The 18,727-nt window shown below is 68.0% G+C and carries 19 protein-coding genes; 11 read left to right on the top strand and 8 right to left on the bottom strand.

Features of this window, described 5'->3' with window-relative positions:
• Nucleotides 1–30: 30 nt before the first annotated feature.
• The 4 genes from BLQ03_RS10935 (at nt 31) to BLQ03_RS10920 (ending at nt 3,466) form a co-directional block, all read left to right on the top strand.
• Nucleotides 31–1,842 (top strand): ABC-F family ATP-binding cassette domain-containing protein, encoded by a 1,812-nt coding sequence (locus tag BLQ03_RS10935; protein ID WP_090755904.1) that lies wholly within the window; start codon nt 31–33, stop codon nt 1,840–1,842.
• A 269-nt stretch (nt 1,843–2,111) separates the two neighbouring features.
• Nucleotides 2,112–2,498, top strand: a complete 387-nt coding sequence (rplU, locus tag BLQ03_RS10930; protein ID WP_090755902.1) for a 50S ribosomal protein L21 — start codon at nt 2,112–2,114, stop codon at nt 2,496–2,498.
• 3 nt (nt 2,499–2,501) lie between these two features.
• Nucleotides 2,502–2,771 carry a 50S ribosomal protein L27 gene (gene rpmA / locus BLQ03_RS10925; protein WP_090755900.1) on the top strand — a complete coding sequence of 90 codons (270 nt, stop codon included), beginning with the start codon at nt 2,502–2,504 and terminating at the stop codon, nt 2,769–2,771.
• 104 nt (nt 2,772–2,875) lie between these two features.
• Nucleotides 2,876–3,466: a GNAT family N-acetyltransferase gene (locus tag BLQ03_RS10920; RefSeq protein ID WP_090755897.1), complete on the top strand. Its 591-nt coding sequence runs from the start codon at nt 2,876–2,878 to the stop codon at nt 3,464–3,466.
• Between the two features lie 3 nt (nt 3,467–3,469).
• On the opposite strand, the gene BLQ03_RS10915 is transcribed toward BLQ03_RS10920, so the two are convergent.
• On the bottom strand, nt 3,470–3,964 hold the full coding sequence (locus BLQ03_RS10915) for a hypothetical protein (RefSeq protein ID WP_090755894.1): 495 nt from the start codon (nt 3,962–3,964) through the stop codon (nt 3,470–3,472).
• A 131-nt stretch (nt 3,965–4,095) separates the two neighbouring features.
• On the opposite strand from BLQ03_RS10915, the gene BLQ03_RS10910 reads away from it, so the two are divergent.
• Nucleotides 4,096–4,506, top strand: coding sequence for a SufE family protein (locus BLQ03_RS10910; protein WP_090755892.1), 411 nt, complete (start codon nt 4,096–4,098; stop codon nt 4,504–4,506).
• 4 nt (nt 4,507–4,510) lie between these two features.
• On the opposite strand, the gene BLQ03_RS10905 is transcribed toward BLQ03_RS10910, so the two are convergent.
• Together BLQ03_RS10905 and mnmA are read right to left on the bottom strand one after the other, a co-directional pair.
• Complete coding sequence (locus BLQ03_RS10905) at nt 4,511–5,059, bottom strand: glutathione peroxidase (protein WP_090755889.1); 549 nt, start codon at nt 5,057–5,059, stop codon at nt 4,511–4,513.
• Nucleotides 5,056–6,216: a tRNA 2-thiouridine(34) synthase MnmA gene (gene mnmA / locus BLQ03_RS10900; RefSeq protein WP_090755886.1), complete on the bottom strand. Its 1,161-nt coding sequence runs from the start codon at nt 6,214–6,216 to the stop codon at nt 5,056–5,058. The genes BLQ03_RS10905 and mnmA overlap by 4 nt, the downstream gene beginning before the upstream one ends.
• 150 nt (nt 6,217–6,366) lie before the next feature.
• Here mnmA and sciP point away from each other — a divergent pair, with 150 nt between their 5' ends.
• From sciP to BLQ03_RS10880, 4 genes are all read left to right on the top strand, one after another.
• Nucleotides 6,367–6,678: a CtrA inhibitor SciP gene (gene sciP, locus BLQ03_RS10895; RefSeq protein ID WP_090755882.1), complete on the top strand. Its 312-nt coding sequence runs from the start codon at nt 6,367–6,369 to the stop codon at nt 6,676–6,678.
• A 59-nt stretch (nt 6,679–6,737) separates the two neighbouring features.
• Entirely contained in the window at nt 6,738–7,451 is a 714-nt protein-coding gene (ctrA, locus tag BLQ03_RS10890; RefSeq protein ID WP_090755879.1) for a response regulator transcription factor CtrA, read from the top strand.
• A gap of 197 nt (nt 7,452–7,648) precedes the next feature.
• The gene (locus tag BLQ03_RS10885; RefSeq protein WP_090755876.1) at nt 7,649–8,614 is read left to right on the top strand and encodes a nucleoside hydrolase; all 966 of its coding nucleotides are present in this window, start codon (nt 7,649–7,651) and stop codon (nt 8,612–8,614) included.
• A gap of 323 nt (nt 8,615–8,937) precedes the next feature.
• The gene (locus BLQ03_RS10880) at nt 8,938–9,546 is read left to right on the top strand and encodes a YitT family protein (RefSeq protein WP_090755873.1); all 609 of its coding nucleotides are present in this window, start codon (nt 8,938–8,940) and stop codon (nt 9,544–9,546) included.
• A gap of 2 nt (nt 9,547–9,548) precedes the next feature.
• Here BLQ03_RS10880 and BLQ03_RS10875 read toward each other — a convergent pair whose 3' ends face one another.
• Both BLQ03_RS10875 and BLQ03_RS10870 read right to left on the bottom strand, forming a co-directional pair.
• Nucleotides 9,549–9,902: an arsenate reductase family protein gene (locus BLQ03_RS10875; protein WP_245688842.1), complete on the bottom strand. Its 354-nt coding sequence runs from the start codon at nt 9,900–9,902 to the stop codon at nt 9,549–9,551.
• Between the two features lie 89 nt (nt 9,903–9,991).
• Nucleotides 9,992–11,362 (bottom strand): DUF3422 family protein, encoded by a 1,371-nt coding sequence (locus tag BLQ03_RS10870; RefSeq protein WP_090755867.1) that lies wholly within the window; start codon nt 11,360–11,362, stop codon nt 9,992–9,994.
• A 131-nt stretch (nt 11,363–11,493) separates the two neighbouring features.
• Between BLQ03_RS10870 and BLQ03_RS10865 the strand changes: the two genes are divergently transcribed.
• Nucleotides 11,494–12,003, top strand: coding sequence for a L,D-transpeptidase family protein (locus BLQ03_RS10865; RefSeq protein ID WP_090755864.1), 510 nt, complete (start codon nt 11,494–11,496; stop codon nt 12,001–12,003).
• A gap of 75 nt (nt 12,004–12,078) precedes the next feature.
• On the opposite strand, the gene BLQ03_RS10860 is transcribed toward BLQ03_RS10865, so the two are convergent.
• The 3 genes from BLQ03_RS10860 to BLQ03_RS10850 form a co-directional block, all read right to left on the bottom strand.
• On the bottom strand, nt 12,079–13,536 hold the full coding sequence (locus BLQ03_RS10860; RefSeq protein ID WP_090756121.1) for an NAD(P)(+) transhydrogenase (Re/Si-specific) subunit beta: 1,458 nt from the start codon (nt 13,534–13,536) through the stop codon (nt 12,079–12,081).
• A 72-nt stretch (nt 13,537–13,608) separates the two neighbouring features.
• Nucleotides 13,609–15,183 (bottom strand): Re/Si-specific NAD(P)(+) transhydrogenase subunit alpha, encoded by a 1,575-nt coding sequence (locus BLQ03_RS10855; protein WP_090755861.1) that lies wholly within the window; start codon nt 15,181–15,183, stop codon nt 13,609–13,611.
• A 180-nt stretch (nt 15,184–15,363) separates the two neighbouring features.
• Nucleotides 15,364–15,966: a hypothetical protein gene (locus BLQ03_RS10850; protein WP_090755858.1), complete on the bottom strand. Its 603-nt coding sequence runs from the start codon at nt 15,964–15,966 to the stop codon at nt 15,364–15,366.
• A 163-nt stretch (nt 15,967–16,129) separates the two neighbouring features.
• On the opposite strand from BLQ03_RS10850, the gene pepN reads away from it, so the two are divergent.
• Entirely contained in the window at nt 16,130–18,691 is a 2,562-nt protein-coding gene (gene pepN / locus BLQ03_RS10845) for an aminopeptidase N (protein WP_090755854.1), read from the top strand.
• The last annotated feature ends 36 nt before the right edge of the window (nt 18,692–18,727 follow it).

Here is an 18,727-nt window from a genome sequence, read left to right as displayed (position 1 = left end):
GGCTGACGGCACACGGATAGTCGCCCGGACATGGCGCGCGCACCCCTTCTGCAACTCACCGACATATCGCTCACCTTCGGTGGCAACCCCGTGTTCGACGGGCTGTCCCTGACCGTCCAGCCCGGCGACCGGGTGGCTCTGGTCGGGCGCAACGGCTCGGGCAAGTCCACGCTGATGAAGGTCATGGCCGGGCTGGTCGAGCCCGACCGGGGCGAGGTGATCGTCCCCACCGGCACCACCGTCGGCTACATGGAGCAGGACCCGGACCTCTCTGCCTTCGCGACGCTGGGCGAATTCGCAGCGGCCGGGCTGGGTCCGGGCGAGGAATACCGCGTCGAGATGGCGGCCGAGGGGCTCAAGTTCGACCCGCATCGCCTCGTCGCCACTGCTTCGGGCGGCGAGCGCCGTCGGGCGGCGCTGGCGCGGCTGCTGGCCGAGGCGCCGGAACTCATGCTGCTGGACGAGCCGACCAACCACCTCGATATCGAAGCGATCGGCTGGCTGGAACAGCAGCTGTCCGAGACGCGGGCGGCCTTCGTCCTGATCTCTCACGACCGCGCCTTTCTGCGGCGGCTGACGCGGGCGACCCTGTGGATCGACCGGGGCGAGGTGCGCCGGCAGGAACGCGGCTTCGACGCCTTCGAGGAATGGCGCGAGGAAACCTGGGCCGCCGAGGACGAGGCCCGCCACAAGCTCGACCGCAAGATCAAGGCCGAGGCGCGCTGGGCCGTGGAAGGCATCAGCGCCCGGCGCAAGCGCAACATGGGCCGGGTCCGCGCGCTGCAGGCGATGCGGGCGGAACGCGCGGCGCAGATCCGGCGGCAGGGCACGGCCGCGATGGCGCTGGAATCTGGGACCCAGTCGGGCAAGCGGGTGATCGAGGCCAAGGGGATCTCCAAGACCTTCGGCGACCGGGTGATCCTGCGCCCCTTCGACCTGCGGGTGCTGCGGGGCGACCGCGTGGCCTTCGTCGGTCCGAACGGCGCGGGCAAGACCACGCTGATCAAGATGCTGACGGGCGAGATCGCGCCCGATACCGGCACGGTGACGCATGGCACCAATCTGGAGATTGCCGTCTTCGACCAGGCGCGGGCGTCCATCGACGACAGCGCGACCCTGTGGGAGGCGCTGACCAACGACTCGGCCATGCGGGTTTCCGGGCGGTCCGACCAGGTGATGGTACGCGGGCAGCCGAAGCATGTCGTGGCCTATCTCAAGGACTTCCTGTTCGACGACGCACAGGCGCGGGCTCCCGTCGGCAGCCTGTCGGGCGGTGAGAAGGCGCGGCTGCTCTTGGCGCGGATCATGGCGCGGCCCTCGAACCTGCTGGTGCTGGACGAGCCGACCAACGACCTCGACATCGAGACACTGGACCTGCTGCAGGACATCCTCGGCGAGTATGACGGCACCGTGCTGCTGGTCAGCCACGACCGCGACTTCATTGACCGCGTGGCGGATACCACCGTGGCGATGGAGGGCGACGGCCGCGCCGTGATCTACGCCGGCGGCTGGAGCGACTATCGCGCCCAACGCGGCGAGGATGACCCAGAGGCGGCCCCTGCCCCTGCCCGACCCGCCAAGGCTGAAACCGTCAAGGCAGAGGCACTGCCCCGGAACGGGCTCAGCTTCACCGAGAAGCATCGGCTGGACTCGCTGCCCGCGATCATGGAGCGGCTGGAGGCCGAGATCGCGAAGCTGTCCGAGTTCCTGGCCCAGCCGGACCTGTTCCAGACCGCGCCTGCCAAGTTCGCCAAGGCCTCGGAAGGCTTGGCCGAGCGGCAGGCGGCGCTGGCGGCGGTGGAAGAGGAATGGCTCGACCTGGCCGAGCGTGCCGAGGGCTGAGGCGTCGATTGGGGGCTTTGCGCCCCATCGCCGTATACGACGATCCCGCGGATATTTGCGCGAAGAAGATGAGGCCTCCGCCGCATCCGCGTTGACTCGGGCGCCCCGATTTGCCATATACCTGCGACCGGCCGGGCTTGCGCCCTTGGCCGGCTGTTCATTTTAACACCACCCCGCAAGGGTGCGCTGTCCGAAGGCTGGGGCCGCAGGGTCCGACGAACGCCGGGAAACCGGGGCCACAGGGCGCGGCAGACGAAAGAGACGAGACGATGTTCGCAGTCCTGAAGACGGGCGGCAAGCAGTACCGGGTCCAGCCTGGTGACGTGCTGCGCGTCGAGAAACTGGCCGCCGAAGCCGGCGACAAGGTCCAGTTCAACGAAATCCTGATGATCGGCTCGACCATCGGCGCGCCCCTGGTCAGCGGCGCGGGCGTGGTGGCCGAAGTCATCGACACCATCAAGGCCGACAAGGTCATCACCTTCCACAAGCGCCGCCGCAAGCACTCGTCGCAGCGCACCCGTGGCCACCGCCAGCAGCTGACCCTGCTGCGCGTGACCGAGCTGCTGGAAACCGGCGCCGACGCTTCGGACGTCAAGCCCGCGACCGGCGCACGCGTCAGCCGCAGGACTGCCGCCACCACCGCTCAGGAGATCTGATCCATGGCACACAAGAAAGCAGGCGGCTCGTCCCGGAACGGCCGCGACTCCGCTGGTCGCCGCCTTGGCGTCAAGCTGTTCGGCGGCCAGTCGGCTCTGGCCGGCAACATCATCGTTCGCCAGCGCGGCACCCAGTGGTGGCCGGGCCAGAACGTCGGCATGGGCCGCGACCATACCCTGTTCGCCCTGACCGAAGGCACCGTGACCTTCCGCAAGGGTCTGAAAGGCCGAACCTTTATTTCGATCGAGCCCACGGCCGCCGCGGCCGAGTAAGCCGACCGGCGCACAAGCATCGCAACGGGGATCGGCGCAGCCGGTCCCCGTTGTCGTTTCGGAATGCCGCCGCCCGGGAACGCGGCGGCCACAGGGAAGCACTGATGGACCAGTCCAATCTTCTGGCTGACGACAAGACCGAGGCGCTCCGGGCCGGGGGCGCCACCCAGTTCGACATCGACGCCCCGATCCCTGCCGGGCGCTTCGTGCTGCGACCCCTGCGCGCGTCGGATGCGGGGCTGATCCGGCACTACACCTCGGACCGCCGCGTGGCCGAGGGAACACGGGCCATTCCCCACCCCCTGCCCCCCGGCGCGGCCGAGCAGTATGTGGCGCGCGCCATGGCCGCGAACCGGACCGAGGACGTCTGGGCCATCGACGCCAGCGGCTCGGGGCTTGGAGAACTGCTGGGCGTGGTCTCGCTGACCCGGATCGAGCCCGAGCAGTCGGAACTGGGCTTCTGGATCGGCTCTGGCTTCTGGAACACGGGCTTTGCGACCGAGGCCGTGCAGGCGCTGGTCAAGGCCAACCCGCACAACTCGCGCACGCTGTTCGCCGAAGCGTTCCAGGACAACCCCGGCTCGGCCAAGGTGCTGACGAACGCGGGTTTTGCCTACCTTGGCGACGCGGAAAGCTGGTCGGTGGCCCGCGACGCGCGTGTGCCGACCTGGACCTACCTGCGCAAGATGACCTGAGGGTCAGACGCCCAGCGAGACCGCGTTCGTGCCGCCGGTGACGACCACCGTGCCGATGTCACGCAGCGCGGTCGAGCTGAGCGGGAAGGCCACCGTCAGCGTGTCCGCGCCCGGCTGGGCGGGCATCCGCGCGGTGGTGCTGTCGGCCGGCGGCGGCGCGCCCACCAGCCGCAGCCGCAGCACCCCGTCGGCATCCGGACGGATCCGGTCGGCGGGCTGCGGGGTTTCCGGCACAAGGGCGATGTCCCACCACCCCTTGGTCGGCGCGATGGCGGTCACGACCAGCAACCTGCCCTCTACCGTCTGCTCCCACTTGGCCGAAAGCACCTGCGCGACGGGCAGGCGGGTGTCGGGTTTTTCCTGGTAGCCCTTGGGCGGCGCAAGGGTCTCGACGCGCGGCGCGCGCTCGCCCCCGAACCAGCGGGTCGGGTTGAAGCGGCTGTCGCCGCAGGCCGACAGGACCAGACAGGCGGCGATCGGCCAGAGTGCACGGTTCATTGATCGCCCTTCCCAAGCTTGCGTCGGGCACTTGATAGGCCATCGCCCGCGGTCCCGGAAGGGGGCGCTTTGACCTGCGCGCGCCAAGGCGCTATCCAGACCCGCCGCACCAGCCCGCAGGACCTTCCGCCATGGCAACGCCCGCCTTCGAAGACATCGCCGAGACCTTCGACTTCCTCGACAACTGGGAGGACCGCTATCGCCACGTGATCGAACTGGGCCGCGCCATGCCGCCGATGGACCCGGCGCTGCAGGTGCCCGCGACCAAGGTCGAGGGCTGCGCCAGCCAGGTCTGGATCATGCCGCAGATCGAGAACGGGCGCTTCGATTTCCAGGGCGACAGCGACGCGCTGATCGTGCGCGGGCTGATCGCGGTGCTGCATGCGCTTTATTCCGGCCTGCCGGTCGGCGAGGTGCCCAAGGTGGACGCCCCCGCCGAACTGGGGCGCCTGGGGCTGGACGCGCATCTGTCGGCGCAGCGCTCGAACGGCTTGCGCGCGATGATCAAGCGCATCCGCGACACCGCGGAAGCGGCGGCCTGAGCCTTCAGGCCGGCTGCGCCAGGGCCCGATCGATGGCCGCGACCAGCCGCGGGTCGTCCGCCGCCACGTCGGGCGCGAAGCGGCCCACCACGGTCCCGTCGCGGCCGATCAGGAACTTCTCGAAGTTCCACTGGACCTCGGGTGCCGGGTTCAGCGCGATTCCGAAGCCTTCCAGCCGCGTCCGCCAAGGGCCGTCACCGTCAGCCTGCGGCGCATCGGCGATCAGGCGGGCGTAAAGCGCGTGCTTCTCGGCGCCCACGACCGAGGTCTTCGAGGCCAGCGGGAAGCTCACATCATAGCGCGTCTGGCAGAAGTCCAGGATCTCGGCGTCGGTGCCGGGCTCCTGCTGCTTGAAGTCGTTGGCGGGGACGCCCACGACCACCAGCCCCTCGTCCTTGCGGGCGCGGTACAGCGCCTCGAGCCCTTCGTACTGCCCCGTCAGCCCGCATTTCGAAGCGACGTTAACGACCAGCACGACCTTGCCGCGCCAGTCGGCAAGGCGCGCCGGGCCGCCGTCGTTCATCCTGATCTCGATGTCTGCAAGCTCGGTCATCGGCGGGTTTCCCTTTTGGTGATCCAGCCGCCGCCCAGAACGCGGGTCGAGCCGGCCTCGTAGAAGACGCAGGCCTGGCCGGGGCTGACGCCCTCCTCGGCTTGGGCCAGGACAACCTCGGCCGTGGTCGGCCCGGTCGGACGCAGGATCGCGGGCGCGGGCGGACGGGTCGAACGGATGCGGACGGCGATCTCACGCTCGGCCATGTCGGTGAAACGGCCGTCGCCCAGCCAGTTGACCTCGGCCACGGGCACGATCTGGGTTGCCAGCGCCTCGCGCGGGCCCACGACGACGTGACGCGCCTCGGGATCCAGCCGCACGACATACAGCGGGTCGCCCAGGCCGCCGATGCCCAAGCCGCGGCGCTGGCCGATGGTGTAGTGGATCACGCCGCGGTGGCGGCCCAGCACGTTGCCCTGCAGGTCCACGATGTCGCCCGGATCGGCGGCGCCGGGGCGCAGCTTCTCGATCACGGCGGCATAGTTGCCCTCGGGGACGAAACAGATGTCCTGGCTGTCGGGCTTGTCGGCCACGACCAGCCCGTGCTGCGCGGCCAGCGCACGCGTTTCGGCCTTGCTGGCCAACCCGCCCAGCGGGAAGCGCAGGAACTCGAGCTGCTCGGAGGTGGTCGAGAACAGGAAATAGCTCTGATCGCGGTTCGGGTCGGCGGCCATGTGCAGCTCGGCCCCGTTCGGCCCTTCCATCCGGCGGATATAGTGCCCCGTCGCCATGCAGTCGGCGTCGAGTTCCCGCGCGGTTTCCAGCAGGTCGCGGAACTTCACCCGCTCGTTGCAGCGGATGCAGGGAACCGGAGTCGCACCGGCGAGATAGGCGTCCGCGAATTCCTCGATAACCGACTCGCGGAACCTGTTCTCGTAATCCAGCACGTAATGCGGGATGCCGATGCGTTCGGCCACGCGGCGGGCGTCGTGGATATCCTGGCCCGCGCAGCAGGCGCCCTTCTTCTTCAGCGCCGCGCCATGGTCGTAAAGCTGCAGGGTGACGCCGATCACGTCATAACCCTCGGCCTTCAGCAGCGCGGCGACCGCCGAACTGTCCACGCCGCCCGACATGGCGACGACTACCCGCGTGTCGGCGGGGGCGCGGGCAAAGCCAAGGCTGTTCAGGGCGCGCGTGGCAGGGCGCGGATCGTGCATTGTCACGGGAGAAAACCGTCCGGGGCGGAGCAGTGGGAAAGACGTGCGGAACATAATGAAAATCCGAAATGTTTCAACCCGGCCGTTCACCGCGCCTTAAGGCAGGTCATGGCAAGCAAGGCAGGTCATGAACGTCCAGGGGGATCCGACATGTTTGTCCGAAAGTCCGCGCGCCCGCGCACCGTGATGCTGGAGGACGGCTCGGTGCTGACGCTGGCCGACCTGCCCTCGGGGACGGAACGCTGGGTCGCGCGCCGCAAGGCCATCGTGGTCGAGGCGATCGGCCACGGATTGCTGTCCCGCGACGAGGCGATCGAACGCTACCGCCTGACCGAGGAGGAGCTGGACGGCTGGATTTCAAGCGCCTCGCGTTTGGGCTTGGCAGGGCTGAAGATCAAGGCGATCAAAAAAAATCGCCTTGAGGCAACTGCAAGTGGATTAAGCCATGGCCCGCTAACCTGATGTTAACTTATATGTCCCATTCGTAGAGCATCACGGGCGGCGAATAGGGAGATCAAGCCATGCGGATCCTGCTGATCGAGGACGATCCGACCACGGCGCGCAGCATCGAGCTGATGCTCAACCACGCGAATTTCAATGTCTATCTGACCGACATGGGCGAAGAAGGCGTGGATCTGGCGAAGCTGTATGACTACGACCTGATCCTGCTGGACCTGGACCTGCCCGACATGAACGGGATGGAGGTTCTGCGCCAGATCCGCCTGTCGCGCGTGGACACCCCGATCCTGATCCTGACCGGCTCGGACGACACCGAGGTCAAGCTGCGCGGCTTCGGCTTCGGCGCCGACGACTACATGACCAAGCCCTTCCACCGGGAAGAACTGGTCGCCCGCATCCAAGCCATCATCCGCCGCTCCAAGGGCCACAGCCAGGCCGTGATCCGCACGGGCCGCATGGTGGTCAACATCGACGCCCGCTCGGTCGAGGTCGATGGCCGCACGGTGAACCTGACCGGCAAGGAATATCAGATCCTCGAACTCCTCAGCCTGCGCAAGGGCACGACGCTGACCAAGGAGATGTTCCTCAACCACCTTTACGGCGGGCTGGACGAGCCGGAGCTGAAGATCATCGACGTCTTCATCTGCAAGCTGCGCAAGAAGCTCTCCGAGGCACTGGGGGGAGAGAATCACATCGAGACGGTCTGGGGCCGCGGCTACGTGCTGCGCGACCCGCAGGAATCGACCAGCGCGGAACGCATCGCGGTAGGGATGTAGGCTCCCGATCCTCGCCGCAGCGGCCTAGGGCGGCTAGCGCCGTTCAGGGCGGCGAGCGGTGCAGCCTTGCTGACTACAGGTCCCCTGCCCCTTTCCTGCCGCCGCCACATGGGTCAGGGTGGCTGGCGTGAGATGCGCCCCTTGCCCGTGCGATTGCCAGGCGTGCGGGGGCAGGACCAAGGACGAAAGGCCGCACGATGCCGCAGAAGATCATCATCGACACGGACCCGGGACAGGACGATGCCGTGGCGATCCTGCTGGCTCTGGGCGCGCCCGAGCTGAAGGTTCTGGGCCTCACCGTGGTGGCAGGGAACGTGCCCCTGGACCTTACCCTGCGCAACGCCCTGCGCATCTGCGAGCTGGCGGGCCGGACCGATCTTCCCGTCCATGCGGGCTGCGGGGGTCCGCTTGAAGGCGAGCTGGTCACGGCCGAGCATGTTCATGGCGCCTCGGGCCTCGACGGCGTGGACCTGCCCGAGCCCACGATGCAAGTCGCCCCCGGCCATGCCGCAGATTTCATCGTCAACACGCTCCGGCGCGAGCCCGAGGGCAGCGTGACGCTGGTGCCGATCGGACCGCTGACAAACATCGCCGAGGCTTTCCGCCGCGCCCCGGACATCGTGCAACGCGTCGGGCGGATCGTGCTGATGGGCGGCGGCACCTTCGGCAACGTCACCCCTGCGGCCGAGTTCAACATCCATGTAGATCCGATCGCCGCCGCCGAGGTCTTCGCCTCGGGCGCGGATATCGTCGTCTTGCCGCTCGACGCGACGCACAAGGCGCTGACCAGCCCCGACTGGATCGAGACGATGCGTGCAAGCGGCCCTGTCGGGCAGGCCGTCGCGGGCTGGACCTCCTCCTACGAACGCTTCGACCGCGAGAAATACGGTGCCCAGGGCGCCCCGCTGCACGACCCCTGCGCCGTGGCCTGGATGATCGAGCCCGGGATCTTTTCGGGCCGCCGCGTCAATGTCGAGATCGAGACCGAGGGACGCTGGACTCGCGGCATGACCGTCGCGGACTGGTGGGGGGCGCTGGATCGCGCGCCGAACGCGCTGTTCATCCGCGACCTGGACCGGGACGCGCTGTTCCGGCTGATGACGGACCGGATCGGTCGGCTGGACAGACAAGGACAAGCCGCTGCCAGCAAGTTGATGACCTAAGCGCTACCAACAGTCTGGCTTCGGCTTCGGCGTATCGCGTGGCAAGGAGTTCCTAGGTGCAATCCTGATGGGACAGGCGGTTCTTGGTGTGCACACGCCGCCCCGGAGAGTCATTTCTGCACGCCGAGCTCAGCCTTGTAACTGGTTGTAGCGGGCCGCTCGATAACTTCCGCCCTGTGCTTGGACCTCGCCACCGCATGGCGTGATTCGACCGCCCACGGATTCGTTGCGCACAAACGCTTCCTCTGGACAGCGCCCCCGCCCTTGGGCATGTCCCCCGGGCGCCATCCGCGCCACTCCTGTTTTCAGCAAGCCGAGATGACATGCAGACCTCGTCGGGCATCCACCCCCACAGCCGGCTCGAGGATGCGCAGGGCGTCCTGTTCGGCTCGGTCATGGCGGCTTTCGGGGCGATGCTGCTGGGCAGCGCGGGACTGATCACCGGGCAGCTGGCCGGACTTGCGCTGCTGGTCGCGCAGGCGACGGGATACGGCTTCGGGCCGGTCTACCTCGTCCTCAGCCTGCCCTTCTACGGCTTCGGCTACCGGCGCATGGGACTGGGCTTCCTGCGCCGCACCGTCGCGGCGGTGCTGCTGATGGTCGCGACCTCGATGCTGCTGCCGCAGCTAGTCGCCTTCGACGCGCTGCATCCGGGCGCGGCGGCTGTGCTGGCGGGCTTCGTCTCGGGCGCGGGGCTGCTGGCGCTGTTCCGTCACCGCACCAGCCTGGGCGGGATCGGCGCGGTCGCGCTGGACCTTCAGGACCGGCTGGGCCTCAAGGCGGGCTGGGTCCAGATGGGCTTCGACGCCGTGCTGTTCGCGGCCGCGCTGGCGGTCCTTCCGCTGGACCGGGTGCTGTGGTCGGCCCTGGGGGCGGCGGTGCTGAACCTCGTGATTGCCATTAACCACCGCCGCGACCGCTATATCGTCTGACCTCAGGCGGGCAGGCCCAGCCCCCGCTTGACGTTGGCCGTCCATCCCAGCAGCCGCTGGTCCCCCGCGACAATGGCCGGGCGCTTCATCACCGAAGGGCGCGCACCCATCATCGCCACGGGATCCTCGGCACGCTCGGCCTCTGACATGGCGCGCCAGGTCAGGCTTGCCCGGTTGATCAGCTTGTCACCGAAATCGGCCAGCAGGGTCTCGCGCTCGGCTTGCGAGAGGGGTGCGTCCTTGACGTCGCGGAACTCCACCGTCCAGCCAGCGTCTTCCAGCGCAACCTGCGCCTTCTGGCAGGTCGAGCAATGCGAAAGGCCGTACATGGCGAGCCGCCGGTCCTGCCCTGCCATCAGATCACCGGCACGAAGGGAACGTTGCAGGCGGCAAGTGCAAGCAGGGCGGACAGGGCAAGCAGGGTCTTCATTGTCGTTTCTCCGTTTCAAAGGTCGCCGTGGCCGGCGTGGCTGCCTGCGGCATCATGCAACCGCGCGCGCACCCGGCGCATCGCCAGCCACACGAACAGAATAACCAAGGGGGTCAAGGCCGCGATCACGATGCCGCGCTCGATCCCCGCCGCCTCAGCCAAGGGATAGACAGCATAACCCAGAAGACCCACGGCGTAATAGCTGATCGCCACGACCGACAGCCCCTCGACCGTGTGCTGCAGGCGCAGTTGCAGGTCGGCGCGGCGGTCCATGCGTTCCAGCAGCGCCTGGTTCTGGCCCTTGCGCTGGACATCGACGCGGGTGCGCAGCAATTCGCCCGCACGGGCGGCGCGGTCCACCATCGCGTCCAGCCGCCGCTCGGCCGACTGGACGGTGCGCATGGCAGGCTGGAAGCGGCGGACCATGAACTCGGTCAGGGTCTGGCGGCCTTCGAACCGCGTCTCGCGCAGCGAGGCGATGCGGTCGTGGACGATCGCCTCGTAGGCGCGGGTGGCACCGAAGCGGAAGCCGTGCTGCGTGGCTTCGGATTCGAGCCGCAGCGACAGGCTGAGAAGCTCGTCCAGCATCGGCTCGGCCGGACCTTTCTCGTCTCCCAGACGCTCGACCAGGGCGGTCAGGCGGGTTTCCAGTGCGTTCATGGCGGCATTCAGCGCCCGGACGCGGGGCAGGCCCAGCATGGACATGGCGCGGTAGGTTTCCAGTTCCAGCAGGCGCTGGACGATGCGGCCCAGCCGGCCCGGACCAGTGTCCGGCGCGGCAAAGACGGCAAAGCGCATCCAGCCCGAGGAATCGATGCGGAAGTCGGTGGCGACCACCGCCGCGCCGTCCAGCACCTGCACCGCAACCAGCCCGTCGGCAGCAAACCACGAGGCGAGGAGCGGCGCGATCACCGCGGGGTCGTCAGGCATGGGGACAAGATGGACCATCGCCGCGGCCACCCTTCGGCCCGGCGCGCGCGCCTGCCAGTGGGCGGGGAAAACCTCGGCCAGCGCGGGGTCGAAGGGCCGGTCGGGCTGGCCGGGCGTGAAGCCCGCGTAGCTGACGAACTCGGTATGGCTTTCCCAGCGCAGCTCGTGCCGCCCCAGTTGCGCGGCATAATGCCCCGCGCCCGCCGGCGGCGCGGGTGCCCCGTGGCGCGTGACCAGCTCGGCCAGATGAGCGAGGTCCAGGCTGCGGTCGCGGTTCGCGGCGTCGCGCGGCTCCTTGAAGGCGATGTAGACGGCCGTGCAGGGCGCAGCCAGCCGGGGCGAGGGCCGGGCGTGAAGTTCGTTCACCATCTCGTAGCGCAGCGGGTGGTCCAGCGGTGTCGGCGCGAGGTCCGGCTGGTGACGGGGCTGCGGAGGATGGGAAAGCGGCTGGGTCATGGCGCGACGAAAGCCGCAAACGGGGGCTGCGCGCAAGCCGTCCCTTCCGATGAGGCGTTCGTGATCGGCACCGCCGTTGCGTGGCAGGAACGGTTTCGGCAGAGTCAGCCGAAAAACGGCGGGACAGGATAATGAAACGCAGCCTGAAACTGACGATAGCCGCGGCTCTGGTGGCGCTGGCAGCCTCTTGCGCGCCCAGCAAGTTCAAGAGCTACAACGGCCCGCCGGTCACGCAGATCGTGGTCAACAAGTCGGCCCGGCAGATGCTGTTCCTCAGCGGGTCGAGCATCATCGGCGCCTACAACATCGGCCTGGGGAACGAGCCCATCGGACACAAGCAGTTCTCGGGCGACGGCAAGACGCCGGAGGGGCTGTACTACATCGACCGGCGGAACCCCAACAGCCGCTATCACCTGTCGCTGGGGATCTCGTACCCGAACCCGCAGGACGTGTCCTTCGCGCTGGCGCAGGGCAAGCATCCCGGCAACGACATCTTCATTCATGGCCAGGGTCCCGAGGGGCGCGTCCTGGCCCCCATGAAGCGGGACTGGACGGTGGGCTGCATCGCCGTGTCGGACGACGAGATGGAGGACATCTATGCCATGGTCCGCGACGGCACACCGATCCTGATCAATCCCTGAGGTTTCAGGGCCAAGGCCCGCAATTGAAGAACCCCCGCACGATGGCGGGGGTTCCTTTCGTCTCGAGTGCCTGCCTCAGTCGATCATCGGCAGCAGGGCGTCGATGGACTTCTTTGCGTCGCCATAGAACATCCGCGTGTTCTCCTTGTAGAACAGCGGGTTCTCGATGCCCGAGTATCCGGTCCCCTGCCCGCGCTTGCTGACAAAGACATGCTTGGCCTTCCAGACCTCCAGCACCGGCATCCCGGCGATGGGGCTGTTGGGATCGTCCTGCGCGGCCGGGTTCACGATATCGTTCGAGCCGATGACGATCACCACGTCGGTCGAGGGGAAGTCCTCGTTGATCTCGTCCATCTCGAGGACGATGTCATAGGGGACCTTGGCCTCGGCCAGCAGCACGTTCATGTGGCCCGGAAGGCGGCCGGCGACGGGGTGGATGGCGAAGCGCACCTCTTTTCCGGCGGCACGCAGCTTGCGGGTCAGTTCCGACACCGACTGCTGCGCCTGCGCCACGGCCATGCCGTAGCCGGGGACGATGATGACGCTGTCGGCCTCGTTCAGGGCCGCCGCCACGCTTTCGGCGTCGATGGCGATCTGTTCGCCCTCGATCTCCATCGCCGGGCCCGTCTCGCCGCCGAAGCCGCCGAGAATGACCGAGACGAACGAACGGTTCATCGCCTTGCACATGATGTAGCTGAGGATCGCACCCGAGGAACCCACCAGCGCGCCCACCACGATCAGCAGGTCGTTCGACAGCGTGAAGCCGATCATCGCCGCGGCCCAGCCCGAGTAGCTGTTCAGCATCGAGACCACGACCGGCATGTCCGCGCCGCCGATCCCCATGATGAGGTGCCAGCCGATGAAGCCGGCGACCAGCGTCAGCAGGATCAGCCACAGCATCGCCGGGCCCCAGCCCGCGACGTAAAGGATGACCAGCAGCAGCGACAGGATCGCCGCGCCGAGGTTCAGCATGTGCCCGCCGGGCAGCTTCCTCGGCTTGCCGTCGATCTTTCCGGCCAGCTTGCCGTAGGCCACGACCGATCCGGTGAAGGTCACGGCGCCGATGAAGATGCCCAGACCGACCTCGACCTTGAGCATGGCGATCTCGGCCGGGGACTTGTGCGCCAGAACGGCGGCAAAGCCTTGGAACAGGTCGGTCGCCTCGTTCAGGCGGGCGCGGATCACGCGGCCCAGCTCGATCTGCGCGTTCAGGCCGATGAAGACGGCGGCAAGGCCCACAAGGCTGTGCATCGCCGCGACGAGCTGCGGCATCTCGGTCATCTGGACGCGGGTGGCCAGCAGCCAGCCGCCGACGCCGCCCAGCGCGATCATCAGGATCGACAGCCACCAGTTGCCCCATCCGGGGCCGAACAGGGTCGCCAGAACCGCCAGCGCCATGCCGACGATGCCGTACCAGATGGCGCGCTTGGCGCTTTCCTGGCCCGAAAGGCCGCCCAGCGACAGGATGAACAGGACGGCGGCCACGACATAGACCGCGCTGGTGAAGCCATAGGCCGGCAATGCCTCGACCATCGAGGCGGGTGCCACGACCGGGTCCATGCCGGCGGGCGGGGTGGTGATTACGGTGGTCTCCATCGACGCCCCTTACGACTTCTGGAACATGGCAAGCATCCGGCGCGTGACCAGGAAGCCGCCGAAGATGTTGACGGCCGTCATCAGCACGGCCAGCGCGCCCAGGATGACGATCAGCGCCGAACCCGAGCCGATCTGCAGCAGCGCGCCCAGGATCACGATCGACGAGATCGCGTTGGTGATCGCCATCAGCGGCGTATGCAGCGAATGGCTGACGTTCCAGATCACCTGGAAGCCGATGAAGACCGACAGCACGAAGACGATGAAATGCTGCAGGAACGAGGCCGGGGCGAAGAGCCCGACCAGCAGCATCAGCACGCCGCCCGTGACCAGCATGCCGACCTGGCTGCGGGTCTGGCGGCGGAAGGCCAGCGCCTCGGCAGCGCGGCGTTCTTCGGGCGTGGGTTCCTTGACCTTGGGCTTGGGTTTCTGCGCGGCAATCGCCTGCACCTTGGGTGGCGGCGGCGGCCAGGTGACGTCGTGGTCGCGCGTGACGGTCGCGCCGCGGATCACGTCATCCTCCATGTTGTGAACCAGCGTGCCGTCCTTGGCAGGCGTCAGGTCGGCCAGCATGTGGCGGATGTTGTTGCCGTAAAGCTCGGAGGACTGCGCCCCCATGCGCGAGGGGAAGTCGGTGTAGCCGATGATCGTGACGCCGTTCTCAGTCACGATCTTGGCGTCGGGCACGGTCAGATCGCAGTTGCCGCCGCGCTCGGCGGCCAGGTCCACGATGACCGAGCCCGGCTTCATCATGCGGACCATGTCCTCGGTCCACAGCTTGGGCGCGGGACGGCCGGGGATCAGCGCCGTGGTGATGACGATGTCCATGTCCGGCGCAAGCTCGCGGAACTTTTCCAGCTGCTTGGCCAGGAACTCGGGGGACGAGGGCGCGGCATAACCGCCGGTCGCGGCGCCGTCCTGCACTTGGTCGGCGAAGTCGAGGAAGACGAACTCGGCGCCCATCGACTCGATCTGCTCGGCGACCTCGGGGCGGACGTCGAAAGCATAGACCTGCGCGCCCAGCGAGGTCGCGGCGCCGATGGCGGCAAGGCCCGCGACGCCCGCGCCCACGACCAGCACCTTGGCCGGGGGCACCTTGCCCGCCGCCGTCACCTGGCCCGTGAAGAAGCGGCCGAAGTTGTTGGCGGCCTCGATCACCGCGCGGTAGCCGGCGATGTTGGCCATGGACGACAGCGCGTCCATCTTCTGCGCGCGGCTGATCCGCGGGACCATGTCCATCGCGATGGCGTTCACGCCCAAGTCGCGCGCGCGTTCCAGCAGCTCGGCATTCTGGCCGGGATAGAAGAACGAGATGAGCGTCTGCCCTTCCCGCATCCGGCCCAGTTCCTCGTCGGTCGGCGGGCGGACCTTGACGACGACATCCACCGCCTCGGTCAGCGCGGCGGCGTTCGGATGAACGGTCACCCCGGCCCCTTCATAGGCCGCATCCGAAAAGCCCGCGCGGGCGCCCGCGCCCGATTCGACGTGAACCTCATGCCCGAGCTTCTGCAGATGCCCGGCCGAGGACGGTGTGACGGCGACCCGCGCCTCACCGTCGAAAGTTTCCTTCAACGCGCCAATTCTCACCGAGCCGGCCCCCTCTCGTCTTGTGCTGCAACCGCATTATCATTGCGCAACAATCTTTCACAAGCGGGTGAGGCGCAGGACAAGGTCGGCAAACGGAAGGGGTCCGCACGAGAAAAAAAGAACCGCCGCGCAAAGGCGCGGCGGTTCCATTTTCCGGCCGGGAAGGCCGGCGAGGGAAGATCAGTTGGTCGAAGGCGTGGTGACCGGAACCGTTGTCGTGGTCGAGGCGGCGGCATCGGCCGCGTCGCTGGCAGCCTCGGCGGCCGTGTCGGCGGCAGCGTCAGCCGCGGCGCCGGTCGCCGTGGCGGCGTCCTGGGCAGCCTCGCCGGCAGCTTCGGCAGCTTCACCCGCGGCGGTGGCGGCATCGGCCCCGGTGGTCGCGGCGCCAGTCGTGGCCGTGCCGGTGGTGGCGGTGTCGGTCGCGGTGCCGGTCGTGGCGGTGTCGGTCGTCGCGGTGTCGGTGCCCGTCGTCGCAGCCGGAGCGGTCGTGGTCGCCGTGTCCGTCGTCGTGGTGGTCGCCGTATCGGCAACAGGCGCCGTGGTCGTGGTGGTCGCGGTTTCGGTATCGACCGCCTCGTCATTGCCCATGAAGCTGGACAGCAGCCACCAGGCAAGCGCCAGGGCCAGCAGGATACCGATGATCAGCGGCAGCGGCGAGGCCTTCTTCTCGACCGGCTCGACGTAGGTCTCGGTCACGACGGTGTTGCGACCGCTGGGATCGACGGGGCGATGCGGATCGGTGGCGTCGGTGCGGCGCGGATCGTTCGGGTCGTAGTTGGCCATGACTGGTCTCCTTGAAGCTGCATGATCTGGCGGGTTCGCCTTGCCCTCAATCCTCTGCACGCGCAACTGAGGCCTTGGCTTGCGACCCGGTAATCAGGCGCTTAACACTCGGCTTTGACACAAGTTCCGCGCGTGCAGGACTTTTTCTGGAACGAGGGATATCATGGCGGAAACCCGCTTTCTTCGCGATTACAGCCCCTATCCGTTCCGGGTCCGGGAAACCCGTCTCGATGTGACATTGGCGCCACAAGGCACGGTTGTCTCATCCCGGATCGAGTTCGAGCGGACCGGCGCGGGTCCCCTGGTGCTGGACGGCGGCACGGGGCTGCGGACGCGGTCCGTGACTATCGACGGCGCCCCCGTGGACGCCGCGCATCTGGCGATGACGGGCGAGACGCTGACGGTCGCCGAGGCCGCCCTGCCCGACCGCCCGTTCACCTTCGCCGCGCAGGTCGAGATCGACCCCGAGGCGAACACAGCGCTGGAGGGGCTGTATCTGTCGGGCGGCATCTTCTGCACCCAGTGCGAGGCCGAAGGCTTCCGCCACATCACTTGGTATCCCGACCGGCCCGACGTGATGGCGGCCTTCCGGGTGACGGTCCGGTCCGACCTGCCGGTGCTACTGTCCAACGGCAACCCCGTGGCACAGGGCGAGGGCTGGGCCGAATGGCACGACCCCTGGCCCAAGCCCGCCTATCTCTTTGCGCTGGTCGCGGGCGACCTGAAGGCGGTCAGCGACAGCTTTACCACCATGTCGGGGCGCAACGTCGCGCTGAATGTCTGGGTGCGGCCGGCGGATCTGGACCGCGCCGGCTTCGCCATGGAGGCGCTGAAAACGTCCATGCGCTGGGACGAGACGGCCTACGGGCGCGAATATGACCTCGATGTGTTCAACATCGTCGCCGTCGACGACTTCAACATGGGGGCCATGGAAAACAAGGGGTTGAACATCTTCAACTCGAAACTGGTGCTGGCCTCTCCCGAGACCGCGACCGACGCCGACTATGAGCGCATCGAGGCAGTGATCGCGCATGAGTATTTCCACAACTGGACCGGCAACAGGATCACCTGCCGCGACTGGTTCCAGCTCTGCCTCAAGGAAGGGCTGACGGTCTTCCGCGACCAGCAGTTCACGGCGGACGTGCGCTCGGCCGCGGTGAAGCGGATCGAGGACGTGGTGACGCTGCGCGGGCGCCAGTTCCGCGAGGACGCGGGGCCGCTGGCGCATCCGCCCCGGCCCGACCGTTATGAAGAGATCAACAACTTCTACACCGCCACCGTTTACGAAAAGGGCGCCGAGGTCATCGGGATGCTCAAGCGGCTGGTAGGGGATGAGGGCTACCGCAAGTCGCTGGACCTGTATTTTGACCGCCATGACGGGCAGGCCTGCACCATCGAGGACTGGCTGAAGGTCTTCGAGGACGCCACCGGCCGCGACCTTGCGCAGTTCAAGCGCTGGTACACCGACGCGGGCACGCCGAAGCTGACGCTGGCCGAGAACTGGGATGACGAGGCGGGCCGCCTGACCCTGCGCTTTTCGCAGGCGACCGCACCCACACCGGGCCAGCCCGACAAGCCGGCGCGCGTGATCCCCATTGCGGTTGGCCTGATCTCGCAGAACGGCGACGAGGTACTGCCAACCCGCGTGCTGGAGATGACGGAAACTGCGCAGGACTTCGGCTTCGATGGCCTCGGCTCGCGCCCCGTGGTGTCGCTGCTGCGAGGCTTTTCCGCCCCCGTGACGGTGGACCGGAAGATGACCACGGTCGAGCGTGCGATTCTGCTGGCGCATGACACGGATTCCTTCGCCCGCTGGCAGGCGGGGCACGATCTGGCGATGGACTCGCTGGTCGCGATGGCGCGGGGCGGCAGCGTCGATCCGGTCTTCACCCATGCGCTGGGCGGCGTGCTGGACGATGAAAGCCTCGACCCGGCCTTTGTGGCACTGGTCCTGCGCCTGCCCGGCGAGGACGAGATCGCGGCCGAGATCGCCACGCGCGGGGCAACCCCCGACCCTGACGCCATTCACCAGGCACGCGATGCGCTGGCGGCCGAACTCGCGGCCGAGCACGAGCGCGGCCTGTCCGCCCTTTACGACCGGATGGAAGTGCCCGGCCCCTATTCGCCCGAGGCCGGGCCTGCGGGACGGCGCTCGCTGCGGCTGGCGGCGCTGGGGCTGCTGTCGCGGCTCGACGGCGGCGCGCGGGCGCAGTCGCTGTGGGACTCGGCCTTGAACATGACCGAGAAGATGGGCGCGCTGGCGGCGCTGGTCCGTCTGGACCGCGCCGGCCCCGCCCTTGCCGAGATGGAGGCGCGCTTCGGCGGCAACCGGCTGGTGATGGACAAGTTCTTCAGCGTCCAGCCCATGGCCGCCCCGCCTGCCCGTGCGGTGCCCGTGGCGAGTGAGCTGGCAGAGCGTCCCGACTTCGACTGGAAGAACCCGAACCGCTTCCGCTCGCTGATTGGCGGGCTTGCGGCGAACCATGCGGCTTTCCATGCAGGCGACGGATCCGGCTATGATTTTGTTGCGGACTGGCTGATGCGGCTGGACCCGGTGAACCCGCAGACGGCGGCGCGCATGACCACGGTCTTCGAGACTTGGCCGCGCTATGACGCGGATCGCCGGGCAAAGGCGCGGGCGGCGCTGGAACGGCTGGCCGCCCTGCCGTCGCTGTCGGGCAACACCGGCGAAATGGTGCGGCGCATTCTTGCCGCGGGAACCTGATGACGCTTGCGAGCGTCAAGTCTCAGGGGATAGGTG

This window comes from Paracoccus chinensis, from assembly GCF_900102885.1.
GTDB lineage: Bacteria > Pseudomonadota > Alphaproteobacteria > Rhodobacterales > Rhodobacteraceae > Paracoccus > Paracoccus chinensis.
The sequence above is the reverse complement of the archived record's forward strand: the minus strand, read 5'-3'. Positions and strand labels throughout refer to the sequence as shown.